This window comes from Kitasatospora sp. NPDC058478, assembly GCF_042720345.1.
GTDB lineage: Bacteria > Actinomycetota > Actinomycetes > Streptomycetales > Streptomycetaceae > Kitasatospora.
This window is the reverse complement of sequence record NZ_JBHXML010000008.1, coordinates 64,068-77,318: the sequence shown is the minus strand read 5'-3', so window position 1 is coordinate 77,318 and position 13,251 is coordinate 64,068. Positions and strand designations below refer to the sequence as shown.

The following is a 13,251-nucleotide window of genomic DNA, read 5'->3' as shown; positions in this document are numbered from 1 at the left end:
GGCTCACAACTCGCAAAGCAGGTTCACTCAGGGTCCCCAGGGCAATACCCTCAGTGCCTCAAGACGCGGGAAGCGCGTGCGGCTTCCCGTGCCCAGCCGGAATGCGCCGACCGGAAATGCCCTGTCGAGCATCCGGCCCCGTGGCGTTTCCTCGTCAGCAACATCGTTGCTGACCTGGTGGAAAAGGGGATTCGGGTGGCGTCGACCAGCCGCCGGAAGCGTCCGCCGAACGCGGACCTGGACCGGCTCATCGAGACCAGCGGCGCGAGCCACAAGTCTCTGGCCCTGCGGGTCAACCAGCTCGCCAAGCAGGCCGGGCTGGCGACGGACTACTCGCATACCTCCATCGCGAACTGGTGCCAGCGGGGCATGATCCCCAAGTGGCCGGTGCCCACGTTCCTCGCGCAGGCGATCTCCGAACGGCTCGGCCGTCCGGTGTCTCTGTCTGAAATCGGTATGGGCGATGCGGAGACACCGGACGCGGATGTGGGGTTGGATTTCCCGCGGGACCGTGCTGATGCGGTCCGAGTGGCCACGTCGTTCTGGAGTTTCGTGAACCGCCGCGACTTCTTAACCGGATCCGGCTTCGCCGTTTCCGCGTTCAGCACCCCCGTGACCCGCTGGCTGGTCACCCCCGCCGACGAGGCGGCCGACGTCGCCGGCGGCAAGAAGCAGGTCGGCCGGGCCGATCTGGAAGAACTCCGGGACGCGGCCGACGAGGCCCGCCGCTGGGACTCCAAATACGGCGGCGGGAACTGGAAGGCCAACTCCGTCACCGTCTGCCTCCAGGAACGGGCCGCCCCGCTGCTGCGGGGCTCCTTCACCGACGCAGTCGGGCGGGACCTGTTCTCCGTGACCTCCGAGCTGTCCCGCCTGGCCGGGTGGACGGCCTTCGACGTCGGCCAGCACGACGTTGCCCAGCGGCACTTCATCCAGGCCCTTCGCCTGGCCCGCGCGGGCGGGGACGTCGAGCTCGGCTGCTATGTCCTGACCACCATGGCCATGCAGTCGCTGCTGCGGGGCTTCGGCTCCGAGGCCGTCGATATGGCCCAGGGGGCCTTCGAACGCGCGAAGGGTCAGGCCGCCCCACGGGTTCTTGCGTTCACCAAGCTCATCGAGGCCCGTGCCCATGCCCGCGAGAGGGACGCCAGGGCCGCCTCACGGGCCTTGGCGGCCTCCGAGGACCTCCTGGGCCAGGCGGACGCTGCCAGCGGCTCAGAGCCCGCCTGGATCGACTTCTATCACCACGCGAGGCTGTCGGCGGACGCCGCCGAGGTCTTCCGGGACCTGAAGAACCCCAAGGCCGCCCTGGCCTGGAACCAGCGGGCCGCCGCGATGCCGTCCGGGGTGTTCACCCGCTCGGTCGGGATGCGGCTGGCGATCGTGGGGACCGCCCACCTCCAGGCCCGCGACCTCGACCACGGCCTGGACCTGGGCAACCGGTCCGTGGACATCCTCGCCCGCGTCCAGTCGAGCCGGGCCAAGGACTACGTCCGCGAGTTCAACACCGCCCTCGCCCCCTGGCGGCGCGAGCCGGCCGTCCGCGATTTCCTCCACCGCACCCGCACCGAACTCGGCATCGCGGCCTGATCACGCTTCGCCGTACTTCCCCCCGTCCTCGAGGGGGGGGAAGTACCGGCGAACGTCCCCAGCGGCGTACGACTTCCTCGTGCACCACGGCGTACGGACTTCTGGCTCAGGCCAGGGCCGGACCGCTGTTCTCGGCCCGGATCATCCGCCGCAGGCTGCTGCGTGCGGCGGCGAGGTCGTCTTCCAGTTCCTCCACCTTGGCCTCCAGCTCGGACTTCACCAGATGCAGGTCACCCAGCTCCGAGGCCAGTTCCGCGTTCTGCCGGGTCAGTTCCTCGACCCGCGCGATCAGGTCGGCGGAGCCGATCTGATCGAGCTGCTGGCCCAGCTGCCGCTGCAAGGCGGCCTTGAGGCGGTCTCGCTCGCCCCGCAGGGCGGTGACTTCCTGCCGGGAGAGTTCCAGGTCCGTCCGCAGGCTCGCCGCACTCGGTGACAGCCCTTCTTGACGGTCCCGGCGGCCCTTCCCGGCCTGCTGTGTGCGGGCGGTCTCGATGTGCTCGCGCACTCCTTCGGCATAGACGAGCCAGTTCGAGACCCCGGCGGTCTTGGCGACGGAGGCGAAGGTGACCGCGTCGCCGCGGGCGATCATCTGCTCCACCACGGCCAGCACCTTGGCCCGTTTCTCGCGGCTGTCCTTGCGGCGGGCGTCCGCCAGCACCTCGCTCGGGCGTCGTTTGGCCGTCATGCCGGGGACTCCTTGCGGTTGATCACCGTCAGCGGCAGCATGGCCCGGCCCGCCGCCGCCCGGGTCTTCCTCAAGATCTTCACCGACTCCATCAGGGCCTCTCGTTCGTCGGCGGGCAGCTTCTCGATCTGCTCGCGCATGGTCGTGGCGACCTTCTTGAAGGAGTCGATCTGGTCCTGAAGGTTGCGGATGACGTACTCAGCCGCGTCCATGGCCACGGCGGTCTCCTTGTCCGCCTTCAGGTCCCGGATCTGGTCCTCGATCGAGGCCAGGTAGGACGGGTCGGGACGGTAGAAGCCGCAGCCAGCACATTGGAAGCGGATCGGGCAGGCTTGCCCGCCGGCCTTGACGTTGGACGGCTCCGTGCAGCCGCCGAACGGGACCGCCACCGACCTCAGCTCGTAGGCCCGGTTCGAGGCCATCGGCGCCGGGTTCCCGTGCCGGTCCACGACATGCAGCCGCATCTTCTTCACGGCCTCCTGCTTCCGCTTCAGGGACACCTTGTAGTACCGGGCCGTGGTTTCGGCACTTCGGTGATCCATCAGCTCCTTGAGCACGTCAATGGCCACTCCGCCGTCTGCGTGACGCTGAGCGTAGGAGTGCCGGAAGGCATAGGCGTAGATCTTCTCCCGGTCGAACGGGATCGGGTTCCCGTCCTGCCCGGTGCCCTCCGAGTGGATCTCCGGGATCTCGGTGACCCACTTGCGCATGGCCCGCGCGAAGTTGCCCGTGGTTAGGTGCGGGTCGCGGTTGACGTCGCTGATGGCCGGGAACAGGAAGGCAGCACTGCCGGACGGTGCGAGCTTCAGCTCGCTCCGGCGCCCGTCCCACTCCTGGATGATCTGTGCCGTCTCCATGGTGATCGGCAGACGTCTCCGCAGCCGCTTGCCCTTGTAGTTGTTCCAGATCAACAAGCAGTCACTGCCGGTGAACTCCAGGCAGTCACGCCGCAGGCTCAGCACCTCCCTGGGCCGTCGGCCGGTGTCACGCAGGACCTGGTAGGCCGTCTGGAACATGGCCATCACGTCCTCCTCGGCGGCCCACGGGCCGTAGGAGATGCCCTGACCCAAGAGCCCGAGCTGGGCATCAAGCTGGCGGATCACCGACTCCGGCACGGCCTTGCCGATCTCGTCCTCGTTCGACTCGTCCACCACGATCCGGTGCGACTTGTGCCGGCCGAAGCTGCCCGAGAGGGTCGCCAGGATGCCCGCGCTGCGGCCGAAGTCCAGCACGGTGAACAACCCGGCAAGCAAGTCCCGGCGATACCTGTTGCTGCGAGGTTCACCATCGTCGTCCGTCAGCATGCGGAAGTCCTCGACCACCGCGGTCATGTCACCGAACCGCAAGGCGACCGGGTCCATGCCGCCGCCCGGCAGCCTCCCCAGCGCCTTCGACGCGACCAGGCAAGCCGACACGTGGTGCCGGAACCGCTTGCTGTTGGGCCGGGTCGAGCGAGCCCACTCCATCACCGCCTCGCGAAGCCACATCTGCTTGATCGTGGAGAAGTCGACCTTGGTCGACCGAACGCCGGGAGGCCCCGCCTTGCGGTAGGCGGACTGATGGCCGACAGCCGTCATGTCCCAGACGAGTTTGTCCGTGGGCTCGATACCGAGGAACCGCTCGTGGCCCCGCTCGACAACCCAGACGAGTTCCCGCAGGTGGGCCGACTGATTGGACGCCTTCCACCCTGCCGGGTCGACGCGGTCACGGTCCGCCGTCAAGACGCTCTCGATCCCCGCGAGCCGCTGGATCACTGGGCGAATCGCTGACGGCTCGATCTTCTGATTCCGGGCCTCCCGCTGCTGGAGCATGTAGAGCACCTCCAGCCGAGCCACCGGCCCCAGCGGCGCCAACGAGAACTGGTGCATGGCCAGGTAGGGCGTCTCGTGCTCCACCCAACGAGCAAGATCAGCCGTCTCTCGGTGGTCCTTCCACCTCCGGGTGTGGATGCGACACAGCCCCTGACCAGGCGAGCCCTCCAGTTCACATCCCCTGACCAGGCATCGTGCCCACTCGTCGAAGGGCGGAGCCACGTCCCGGATCCACTCTTCGAGCGTGCCGGCGAACAGCTTCTTGTTCGTGCGGCTGGCCGCCATCCACCGGGTCGCGTGGCTTCGGCAGAGCCCCCACGTGGACCGCTCGCGAGCACACCGCTTCCCGTCCCGCTCCACCACACACCGCTCAACCTCGGTGTAGCGGCGGTTGACGGTCGGCACGAACGTCTTGTGGAACTCGTCCGCACTCATTCCGCTGGCCTGGAAAGCCCGGTCGCACGTTTTGCAGCGGCGGTTGCGGACCTTTTCAATCGAGCCGCATGCCTCGGTGAGGCATCGCCAGGCGATCGTGTTCGGATTCTCGAAGTCCCCTGTGAACAGCAGGTTTTCGCTGTCCCACTCGCCCGGCCGCCAGTCCTCCGCCAGCTGTGTGCGAAGCCATTCGGCCCACGGACCGAGATCGATTCCTTCGTCCTCGCCGATGGGGAGGACGATCGCAAGATTCCCGGTCATGCCTGGCTCCTGCGGATCGCCGCCACCCGTTCCACGGCTTCGCGTTTGTCCGTGTCCGTAGCGTGGATGTACGGCTCCATCGACGACGGCGAGACGTGGCCCAGCAGGTTCTGCACCACATCCCGCGGCGTGTCCGAGCGGATCCAGGTGGTCGCCGCCGTGTGCCGCAGCATGTGCGGCCGGGCCGGGAAACCGGCCTTGGCCGCCAGGCGGTCGAAGAGATCCTTGGCGTTGTGATAGGTCATCGCCTTGCCCAACGGGGCCCGGAACAGGTTCACGAAGACCATGTCGCTGTCGGCGGCCTCGGCCACCGCGTCGCGCTCGTGGACGTACTCGGAGTAGGCCGTCACCAGCTCAGCCGTCACCGGGATCCAGCGGGGAGAGCGGGCCTTGGCCAGGGCGCCGTTGACGTTTTTCCGGCGCCGGACGTGGACGTGCGGGCCGGCCACCTGGCAGTTCAGGGCCGAGGAGTTCGACAGGAAGTGCATGTCTTCCCGGCGCAGGCCCAGGGCTTCACCGATCCGCATGCCGGTGCCGCCCAGCAGTACGACCAGGAAGCGGTCACGGGCCCGTGTCGTCAACGCGACCAGCTCCGCGAACTGCTCTGCATTCAGCCATTCGTAGCCCTCGACGGCCACGGAGAACTTGATCGCCTTGGCCCTGACAGTCCGGAACTGGCCGTCCTCGCCCGCGTCGTAGCCGGGCGGCATGTAGCCCAGGTACTTCTGCTCGGAAAGCTGGCCGATCGTCTCGGACGACACCCAGCCCTGCTGGCCGCAGAACTGAAGGAACCCGCAGATGGTGGTCATGATCTGGTTCGCGGTCGCCTTGGAGCGGAATCGCGGCTCCAGGCCGGGCTTCCGCCCCTTCGAAGGCGTCGGGTCCTCCACCAGCCAGTACAGAAACCGGGCCAGCGCGGGCAGCCCCGGCTTCTTCCAGTCCAATCCGTGCGTCGCGCAGTACGACAAGTACAACGCGACCCGGCCCGCATAGACCCGTTCCGTGTTGACCGACCGGTCCACCCTCCGAAGAGAGGCGAGGAAGGCGCAAGCCTCCATGTGCAACTCGTAGGCGGCCGAGATCACCACCCACCGGGCCGCTTCTGTCTTGGGGTCAACCGCACGTTCCGCCGTGTACGGAGGGGCTATGTCATCAGACGTAACAGAGGTGCCAGACACCTAGTGGATACCTTTCAGAGACATGGGAATCGACGCTCAGCACTCACGTGCCAGAGATCTGTTGAGGACTAGAGATAATCTCCGGCGGGGTGTGGTATTCCCCCAGGCCCTTCGTCGCGCCCCTGCTGCGCAGGCCGGTGATCATCCAGGACATCAGGTCGAACTCGGCGTGGTCGTAGGGGTCGCTGGAGCCGGTGAGGTCGAGCAGGCCGTTGGTGATGGCGGCGTGGGCGACGGCCTTCACGCAGGCGAGTTCGTGTTTGCCCAGGGGCTCCTCCGTCCAGGTGGCGATCGGCGCGGCCCGCTGTACAAGGTCGGGGCGGCACATCCACCAGTGGGCCCAGCACTCACGCATCATCTGGACGAGGTCCTTGGTATCGAGGCCGAGCATCCAGTCGGCCTGCTTCGGGGCGTCGGGGCCCTTGAGCGGCCACAGGGAGAGGGCGGCGACCACGCCGACGGGTATCTCCATCCGGCTGCCGCCGTGGTGGCGGTGCCAGGCGTCGGCGGCGGCCTCGGCTATGAGGTGCGCGGCTTCGTGCGGGCGGGTTCCGAACGGCACCAGGATGGTGCGGGCCTTCGGCTTCAGCTTCGTCGGCGGTGCGGGCGGGGCCGTGTCCACGGCGGGGACGGTGGCGGACGCCGGGACGGCGGTCAGCACCGGGCGCGGCCGGGGCTCCGCCTTCTGCTGGAAGAAGTCGAGCTCGTCGTCCTCGTCGGGGCGCGGGGCGAACAGGTCCATCTGCTGAGACCGCTTCATGACGGTTTGTCCTTTATTTCTGGGCATGAAAAAGGCCCGGCCGGTGGCGGACTGCGACCGGCCGGGCCGCGTGGACGTGCGAGGAAGAGAGGAGGGGGTCAGTCGGCGGACTTGTCCCGTGCACCGTCTCCGAGGTGCTGCGCCTGCGTCTCGACGAGGTGACGGGCGACGGCCACGGCGTAGGTACTGCCGATCAACCCGCCGCCGGCGAGCCGGGAGGCGATCGCGAGGGTCATGGTGTCGGCCCGCCCGTAGTCGAAGCCGTTCAGGTACTCGGCGGCGTCGCGCACCTCAGCTTCGAGGCCGGGCATGATGTCGGCCAGGCCCGGTTCCGCATGGAAGACGCCGCCGCGGGGCCACCCGATCCGGGCGCGTGGCCGACCCGCCGGCGCGGCGGGCGGGCCGGACGGCGGAACGGCCAGCGCGCGGTCCAGGGTGTGGAGGACGTGGGCGGCGGCGCGCGCGTACTGGCCGGACAGATGCAACGCGGTGTACGTGTAGACCGCCACGACGGCCTCGTCTGTGAGCTGGGCCTCGTACTGTTCCGGGCTCAGCGCCTGCTTCTCCTCCGGCCGATGGTCGTAGGCACTGGCGAGCACGATGTCCAGCGCGGCGCGGGCGGCTCGCTCGATCTGCGGGTTCAGGCGCAGCCGGGTGCTCTCTGCGCGCAGGGCCTCGTCGGTGGTGCTGTTCATCAGTGCCCGCTCCCGGTGGTGGCCTCGCTGTCCACCAGGTGGTGGTCGGGGATGTCCGTGCCGTGGTCCAAGAGGTCGTCGAGGACGGCCACGGCCCGTTCGTGGGCCGACGGCAGGGAGTAGGCCCACACGACGAAGACCGCGTTGCCGGCGTCGCCGATGGCGCGCGCCTCGGCCTTGCTGAGGACTCCCTGTCGGATCTGCGCGATCTCCGCGTGCTCGTCGAGGACGACCGTCCACTGCGGCGCGGTCGGCAGGTCGCCGTGGACGCCGCAGTGTTCGCAGCCCCGGTGGGGGCGGTGGTACTCGCGGGCCAGCTCGGCGAGGTGCTGCGCGACGGGCTCGGGGGCGCCGGGCGCGCCCTCGACGGTCTGTGCCCATGCGTGGGGGCGGCTTTCGTTGGCCGTCCCGGAGTCGACGACGTGGAGGTGCAGGCGCGGCTCGTCCGGGTTGAAGCGGACCTCGGCGTGCGCGACACGGCGGCCTTCGAGGTAGCCGTGGATCTTGGTGCGGCCGGTCAGGACGTCGCGGTTGACGATCAGGTCGAGGCGGGCGGGCTCGTCCTGCAGTGCGGCCTGCATCGCACCGAGGCCGGTGAGGGTGGTCATGGCGTTGGCCAGAGCGGCGGCGACGGTGGGTTCGGGCGTGGTCATGGTGTGCTCCGTTCGGCTGTGCTGGTCAGCGCCGCAGGTAGGGGTTGCCTTCGAGGACGGTCTCGACGACTGCGGCGAGGGCGCTGACGCTGCGGAGGTCGCCGTCGAGGTCCAGGGCCGCGTGGAACAGCACGTCGTAGTGGAAGTGCCGTGCCGTGTCGAGGTAGCGGCCCAGGTCGAGGCCGCGCATGACGGGCGGGCGGCGGGCCCAGGCGACGGTGACGGCGCGGTCGACCAGGTCGGGGCTCGCGCTGTGGCCAATGATCAGGGAGGCGACGCGGGTCACGTGCTGCTCGGGGACGAAGGCCAGTTCCTCGGCGGCGGTTCGGGGCGGGGTCATGGTGGCGGTGATCGAGATGGTGATGGTCACGGTCATGGTCGTCAGGCCTTTCGTGGTGGTAGGAGGCTGGAGGCCGGGCCGCCGGCGGGCGGCCCGGCCCGGCGGGTCGATCAGAGGTTGAGCTGCGGGTCGGTCAGGAGCGCGACGGAGATGTCCGAGGCGACCTCGGCGATCCGGTCGAAGCCGGCGTTCAGGGCGAGGGCCTGGCGGTAGAGGTCGGCGTAGTAGCGGTCGCGGACGAGCTCGTGGAACTGGGTGAACGTGAGGGCGTGGGTGCTGTCGGGGCGGATGGCCCAGCCGATGGTGACGGCGTGTTCGACCAGGCTGAAGGCGCCGCGGACGGCGCCGATGTTGGTCGGGTCGGTCGAGGTGATGGCGTCGAGGATGGTGAGCTGGTGGTGCTCGGGGCCTCGGATCTCGACTCCCACGACGGAGACGGAGGCGATGTCGGTGGTCAAGGTGTTCTCCGGTTGGTGGTGGTGATCGCCCCGGGGTGTTCGTCCCGGGGCTGGGTGGTGTGGTCAGCGGGTGAGCTGCGGGTCGAGGAGCAGCGCGGTGTTGATCTCGGCGGCGAGGTCGCCGGTGTGGTCGGCGTGGCCGAGGTCGAAGGCTCGCGCGAGGAGGGCGGCGAAGTGGGCGGCGCGTACTAGCTGCCGGTACTGGGGGAAGGTGAGCGCGTGGAGGCCTGCGGGGCGCTGCGCCCAGGCGACGGCTACGGCGTCGTCGAGGAGTTGGTGGGCGGTGCGGGCCGTATCGGGGCCTTCGTCGAGGTGTGCTCGGATGGTTGTGGCGGCGGCGCGCTGGTGGTGGTGGGGCGCGGTGACGGCCGCGTCGGCCGGGAAGGTGGCGCCGGCCGGGTATCGGGACCTCAGGTCGCGTATGGCGGCGGTGGCCTGTCCGGCTGTCTCGGCGAGGGTGGTGTCGAAGCTCGGGAGCAGGAGGCGACTTGTCGTCGCCAGGTCGCCCCAGACGCAGGCCTTCATGGCCAGCGGGTCGATGTCGTCCCAGCAGTCGGGTGGGATCGGCTCGAAGGTGACGGTGAAGCCGTCCGCGCGGTCTCGGATGGCCGTCAGACGTTTGTCGAGGTCGAGGGCCCGGGCGGTGTCCTGGGTGAGGCGTTCGGCGTGCCAGGTGGGGCCGAGCAGTCCTGCGGTGTACTCGGCCAGGTCGCTCAGGTCGAAGTCGACGCGTTCGCCGGTCAGGGGCCGGGTGTGAGTGGGGGTGGTGGGCATCGCGTTCTCCATCTACTGGGGCCCGGCCGGTGGCCGGGCCCCAGGGCGGGTTGGGTCAGGCGGTGAGGTAGTCGAGGACGGCGAGGGAGAAGCCGCCGGGGAGTGCGCCGGGGCCGGCGTCGTGGCTGGTGGCGTAGTTCTCGGCGATGGCGAGGTTGTCGAGGACGGCGCTCTCGCGGTCGGGGCGGTTCAGGAGTCGGGCGACGGAGTCGAGGGCGAGGGCGGCGACGGAGAGGGTGAGGCGGTGGATCTCCTGCTCGGCGCGGGCGGCGCGGGAGCGGGCGAGGCAGGCGTAGTAGCGGGCTTCGTCGGCGGCGGCGGTGAGCGCGTTCACGGTGGTTCCCTCCCTGGCGGGTGGGGGCCTCTCCCCCTCCCTTTACAGTTAGATTCTATACTCATTCTAGATAGGGGTCCACTCCCCCGGGAAGATCTCAAAGGGCGGACCCCGCCGCCTTTTGGCAGGTCAGCGCGCCGGGAGAGCCACCATGAGGGCGCTGGCGTTGTCGGCCAGCTCCCCACTCCCCTTGCGGAAGTCACTCACCGCCCGCTCCACGGCATCGCTGACCAGTTCCCCGGCCGTGGACTTGATCAGGGAGTGTTCGAGGGTCACGTACGCGTACCAGTCGATGGCGGTTCTCACGCTGCCGTCCTTATCCAGAGGGTGGTAGGCGCCGTCCGTGCACAGCAGCAGCGTGTCGACGGCGTCCCGGTGAACGGTCCGCTCCCCGATGTCCCCGTACCCGACGTCGGACAACAGGAGGTTGTGGTCCCACCGGTGCAGCGGCTTGCCGCACCGCAGCTTCACTGCGGCCAGGTTGTGGTCCGCGGTGGCCTGCTCACGGCGCCCCGACGGGCTGAACACGTAAGCCCGGGAGTCACCGGACCAGGCGATGCGCACCTCGTCCCAGTCGGGATGCCAGGTCGCCGCCACCGCCGTCGAAGTGGGCTCGCCCTCCAGGCCGGAGCGCCGGTGCCAGTCGGGCAGTTCGGCCCGGACCGTGCGGATCGCGTCGCCGGGAGATCCCGTCCGCGAGGCGACGCGCGCCAGGCGCGGGGTGACGTGCTGCACGAACGCGGCCGTAGCCTCGGTGTCACCGACGCCGTCGCAGACCACGAACGACCACACCCCACTGGCCCGGTCCCGGTGCACGGCGAGGGCGTCGCACTGCTTGTCCCGCTGGCCCTGCAGCTGCGCCCCGCTGATGACGAGACCGCCCGGGCGCGCCCACTGACGGGAGTTCGCGGCCTCGGAGAGGCGGTCGAGGTCGACCCGGTCGAGCGGCAGGTACGTGCCGTCGGGGCGCCGGCGGCCGGTGATCCACACGGCGCCCCGGAAGAACGGGGCCCGTCCGCCGCCCGCGAGCCTGGTCCACATCTGCTGCCCGTACCGGTTGGCCTCCTCGGCGTTCGAGCGGGTTCCGCAGTGCACGGTGTACCCGCCGATCGGCAGCGACGAGTAGCCCGCGCCGAGGTTCCGGGACAGCAGTTCCAACTGTTCGACGCCATACGACGGCTGGAACATCTCGTCCTGGGTTCCGTCCGGGTCGACGGCGAGCGCGAAAGTACTGTTGGGCATGGTTCAGCCCTCCTTCTCTGATGGGCCCCTTCAGAGCCCGGTGGTGGCCCACTGGTGGGCGTAGGTGCAGTCCTCGCAGCACAGCTCGCCGTCGATCAGGCCGACAGGGTCGCCGGGTTCGACGGTGAACGTGCACCGCGGGCAGGTGATGGATTGCAGGGCGACGAGCAACGGTCCTGCCTTCGCGCCGTGGTGAGCTAGCAGGGGACGCGGCGCCGACGTTCTGGGTGCGTGCGCCAGTGGTTGTCGTAGACCTGCTCCCACGGGCGGGTGAGGGTCATGACCGCGTGGGCGTCTGCGAGCAAGGACATGCCGACCAGTCCTTCGACCGCGATGCGGGCCAGGTCCTCCCGGGCCTTTCCCGGTGGCACCGTGTGCCCGCTGATGTACGGGCCTGGGTGTTCACGCCAGGCGATCCAGTCGGCCGCCGGGCACTCCGCCCTCCACAGGGTGCGGATCTCCACCGCGCCGAGGATGTCCTGTTCTTCGGTCCATCCGGGCAGGGCCCGCAGAAAGGCAGGGCAGCCGTCCTCCCCGAAGTGCGGGATACAGTCGCGGGCGTCACTGATGTACCAGCATGCGTCTCTCGCGGCGTCCCCCGGGTCAGCGCCCGCCTCGTCGGCCCACCGTTCGGCGTCGAGGCCGATGTGAAGGTCGATGCGGATCCTCACGTCTCGGTCGGGATGCGGAGTTCGGCCCGCAAGACGCTCATCAGCTGTTCGAGGGCGACGCGCTGCCGGCTGTGAAGGTCCGTGGGCGCCCCGTCCTTACCAGCGGGACCCATGAGCAGGGCAGGGCCCTTCAGTGTGCGGGGGGCGTCGTGCCGGAGCACGTTGAAGGCGAGGCTGGCGTAGTAGTTCACCGGCATGCCGTCACTGTCCTCCAGGACAGCGAGGCTGACCACGGGCGTGTCGTGCGGGCATGTGGCGGTGTAGTGGGTGCACTCCGCCTTTCCGCCGAGGTGCTGCTCGACCGCGGCGAGCCAGGCGGCCGGATCGACCGGCAGGTTCACCGGCACGGCGTCGCCGGCGGGGGTGACGAGCAGCGCGTTGGGCGGAGCAGCGGTGAGCTCGTGCGGCCAGTAGGCCAGGGGCCCACGGGCCGTGTCGCCGTCGAGGGTCACGGCCCAGGGGCCGTACGGGCCTATCTCGTCGGTGATGGTGCCGAGACAGTCTGCGCTTCCACCAGCGGTGATACGAACTCGACGGTCAGAGCGTGGCGCGCTCACGGGCATGGCAGTACTCCCTGTAGTTGCGGGCCGGGCCACTCGGCCCAGGGGATGTTCAGCAGTCGGCTGCGGGCGGAGCCTCGTCCGGCGAGGGCTCGGCGTGCGTGTCGTAGAGGTAGCGGACCCTGGCGGCCGCGTCCGCCCCGGTCGGGGCGATCACCCCGTAGGACTCGAATCCGTCGACGAGCAGGGACTCGGTGAGGTTGTTGCTGGTGCTCGCACACAGGGGTTCGGGCATGATCCGGGCGATGCTCATCCCGGGGCCCTGGATGTGGATGACGACGCGCCATCCGACAGGCTGCGCAGCAACCGGGGCCGGGGCTATGAGGGCGGCGGCGATCATCACGCGAAGGAGCACGGTTTTCTCCGGGTCGTCATGGCAGGGGATTGGGCCCGGGGACCGCCGGCGTGCGGCCCCCGGGCCTACGAGGCCTCAGGCGACCGGCGTGTACCAGAGTTCGATCACGTCGAAGAGCGTGTTGTGCAGCTGCTTAGTCGCGTTCGCGATCGAGGTGACGTCGCACTCGCCGCTGGAGGTGTCGAGGGAGGCCTTCCTCACGTCGAGCAGCGTGAAGTCGACCCGCACCCAGCCGGCAGTGGAGCCCGGGGTGAACGTGATCTTCACGGTGCGCTCGTCGTCCGGGGTGACGTCCACGTACACGGAGTTGAGGATGGCGCGGGCCTGAATGCCGGGGTTGTGGATGAGCTTGGCGGTGTCCTGGGCGAGCTGCGTGAACATGTGAAGTTCCTTTCGATGGAGGGGAGGCCATTCCCCCCCTTCGCCATGCTTAGATTCTATACTCATTA

The 13,251-nt window shown here is 69.3% G+C and carries 17 protein-coding genes; 1 reads left to right on the top strand and 16 read right to left on the bottom strand.

From position 1 onward, the window contains the following. Nucleotides 1-195 precede the first annotated feature (195 nt). Complete coding sequence (locus tag ACFWPT_RS06625; protein ID WP_380480057.1) at nt 196-1,590, top strand: sporulation protein; 1,395 nt, start codon at nt 196-198, stop codon at nt 1,588-1,590. 106 nt (nt 1,591-1,696) lie between these two features. Here the strand turns inward: ACFWPT_RS06625 and ACFWPT_RS06620 are convergent, their stop codons facing one another. The 16 genes from ACFWPT_RS06620 to ACFWPT_RS06545 form a co-directional block, all read right to left on the bottom strand. Further along, on the bottom strand, nt 1,697-2,275 hold the full coding sequence (locus ACFWPT_RS06620; protein ID WP_380480055.1) for a DUF6262 family protein: 579 nt from the start codon (nt 2,273-2,275) through the stop codon (nt 1,697-1,699). Further along, entirely contained in the window at nt 2,272-4,782 is a 2,511-nt protein-coding gene (locus ACFWPT_RS06615; RefSeq protein WP_380480053.1) for a tyrosine-type recombinase/integrase, read from the bottom strand. The genes ACFWPT_RS06620 and ACFWPT_RS06615 overlap by 4 nt, the downstream gene beginning before the upstream one ends. After that, on the bottom strand, nt 4,779-5,870 hold the full coding sequence (locus tag ACFWPT_RS06610; RefSeq protein WP_380480050.1) for a tyrosine-type recombinase/integrase: 1,092 nt from the start codon (nt 5,868-5,870) through the stop codon (nt 4,779-4,781). The genes ACFWPT_RS06615 and ACFWPT_RS06610 overlap by 4 nt, the downstream gene beginning before the upstream one ends. Nucleotides 5,871-6,003: 133 nt before the next feature. Further along, the gene (locus tag ACFWPT_RS06605; protein WP_380480048.1) at nt 6,004-6,720 is read right to left on the bottom strand and encodes a hypothetical protein; all 717 of its coding nucleotides are present in this window, start codon (nt 6,718-6,720) and stop codon (nt 6,004-6,006) included. Between the two features lie 98 nt (nt 6,721-6,818). Beyond that, nucleotides 6,819-7,415: a hypothetical protein gene (locus ACFWPT_RS06600; protein ID WP_380480046.1), complete on the bottom strand. Its 597-nt coding sequence runs from the start codon at nt 7,413-7,415 to the stop codon at nt 6,819-6,821. Beyond that, nucleotides 7,415-8,068 (bottom strand): hypothetical protein, encoded by a 654-nt coding sequence (locus ACFWPT_RS06595; protein ID WP_380480044.1) that lies wholly within the window; start codon nt 8,066-8,068, stop codon nt 7,415-7,417. Before ACFWPT_RS06595 ends, ACFWPT_RS06600 begins: the two co-directional genes overlap by 1 nt. 25 nt (nt 8,069-8,093) lie before the next feature. After that, the gene (locus ACFWPT_RS06590) at nt 8,094-8,444 is read right to left on the bottom strand and encodes a hypothetical protein (RefSeq protein WP_380480042.1); all 351 of its coding nucleotides are present in this window, start codon (nt 8,442-8,444) and stop codon (nt 8,094-8,096) included. A gap of 74 nt (nt 8,445-8,518) precedes the next feature. Beyond that, the gene (locus ACFWPT_RS06585) at nt 8,519-8,866 is read right to left on the bottom strand and encodes a hypothetical protein (RefSeq protein WP_380480040.1); all 348 of its coding nucleotides are present in this window, start codon (nt 8,864-8,866) and stop codon (nt 8,519-8,521) included. A 63-nt stretch (nt 8,867-8,929) separates the two neighbouring features. Then, the gene (locus ACFWPT_RS06580) at nt 8,930-9,640 is read right to left on the bottom strand and encodes a hypothetical protein (RefSeq protein ID WP_380480038.1); all 711 of its coding nucleotides are present in this window, start codon (nt 9,638-9,640) and stop codon (nt 8,930-8,932) included. A gap of 55 nt (nt 9,641-9,695) precedes the next feature. Next, nucleotides 9,696-9,974 (bottom strand): hypothetical protein, encoded by a 279-nt coding sequence (locus ACFWPT_RS06575; RefSeq protein WP_380480036.1) that lies wholly within the window; start codon nt 9,972-9,974, stop codon nt 9,696-9,698. A gap of 129 nt (nt 9,975-10,103) precedes the next feature. Beyond that, nucleotides 10,104-11,216, bottom strand: coding sequence for a PP2C family protein-serine/threonine phosphatase (locus ACFWPT_RS06570; protein ID WP_380480034.1), 1,113 nt, complete (start codon nt 11,214-11,216; stop codon nt 10,104-10,106). A 30-nt stretch (nt 11,217-11,246) separates the two neighbouring features. Next, nucleotides 11,247-11,387 carry a hypothetical protein gene (locus ACFWPT_RS06565; protein WP_380480032.1) on the bottom strand — a complete coding sequence of 47 codons (141 nt, stop codon included), beginning with the start codon at nt 11,385-11,387 and terminating at the stop codon, nt 11,247-11,249. Nucleotides 11,388-11,413: 26 nt separating this feature from the next. Continuing rightward, complete coding sequence (locus tag ACFWPT_RS06560; protein WP_380480030.1) at nt 11,414-11,887, bottom strand: hypothetical protein; 474 nt, start codon at nt 11,885-11,887, stop codon at nt 11,414-11,416. Continuing rightward, entirely contained in the window at nt 11,884-12,339 is a 456-nt protein-coding gene (locus tag ACFWPT_RS06555; protein WP_380480028.1) for a hypothetical protein, read from the bottom strand. The genes ACFWPT_RS06560 and ACFWPT_RS06555 overlap by 4 nt, the downstream gene beginning before the upstream one ends. Nucleotides 12,340-12,499: 160 nt before the next feature. Then, nucleotides 12,500-12,802 (bottom strand): hypothetical protein, encoded by a 303-nt coding sequence (locus ACFWPT_RS06550; RefSeq protein ID WP_380480026.1) that lies wholly within the window; start codon nt 12,800-12,802, stop codon nt 12,500-12,502. Between the two features lie 75 nt (nt 12,803-12,877). Next, complete coding sequence (locus ACFWPT_RS06545) at nt 12,878-13,183, bottom strand: hypothetical protein (protein WP_380480024.1); 306 nt, start codon at nt 13,181-13,183, stop codon at nt 12,878-12,880. Nucleotides 13,184-13,251 lie beyond the last annotated feature (68 nt).

Excerpts from the sequence above, each read along its gene's own strand:
- ACFWPT_RS06620 (WP_380480055.1), bottom strand. The coding sequence starts at position 2,275 with ATGACGGCCAAACGACGCCCGAGCGAGGTGCTGGCGGACGCCCGCCGC.
- ACFWPT_RS06615 (WP_380480053.1), bottom strand. The coding sequence starts at position 4,782 with ATGACCGGGAATCTTGCGATCGTCCTCCCCATCGGCGAGGACGAAGGA.
- ACFWPT_RS06605 (WP_380480048.1), bottom strand. The coding sequence starts at position 6,720 with ATGAAGCGGTCTCAGCAGATGGACCTGTTCGCCCCGCGCCCCGACGAG.
- ACFWPT_RS06600 (WP_380480046.1), bottom strand. The coding sequence starts at position 7,415 with ATGAACAGCACCACCGACGAGGCCCTGCGCGCAGAGAGCACCCGGCTG.
- ACFWPT_RS06595 (WP_380480044.1), bottom strand. The coding sequence starts at position 8,068 with ATGACCACGCCCGAACCCACCGTCGCCGCCGCTCTGGCCAACGCCATG.
- ACFWPT_RS06590 (WP_380480042.1), bottom strand. The coding sequence starts at position 8,444 with ATGACCGTGACCATCACCATCTCGATCACCGCCACCATGACCCCGCCC.
- ACFWPT_RS06580 (WP_380480038.1), bottom strand. The coding sequence starts at position 9,640 with ATGCCCACCACCCCCACTCACACCCGGCCCCTGACCGGCGAACGCGTC.
- ACFWPT_RS06570 (WP_380480034.1), bottom strand. The coding sequence starts at position 11,216 with ATGCCCAACAGTACTTTCGCGCTCGCCGTCGACCCGGACGGAACCCAG.
- ACFWPT_RS06545 (WP_380480024.1), bottom strand. The coding sequence starts at position 13,183 with ATGTTCACGCAGCTCGCCCAGGACACCGCCAAGCTCATCCACAACCCC.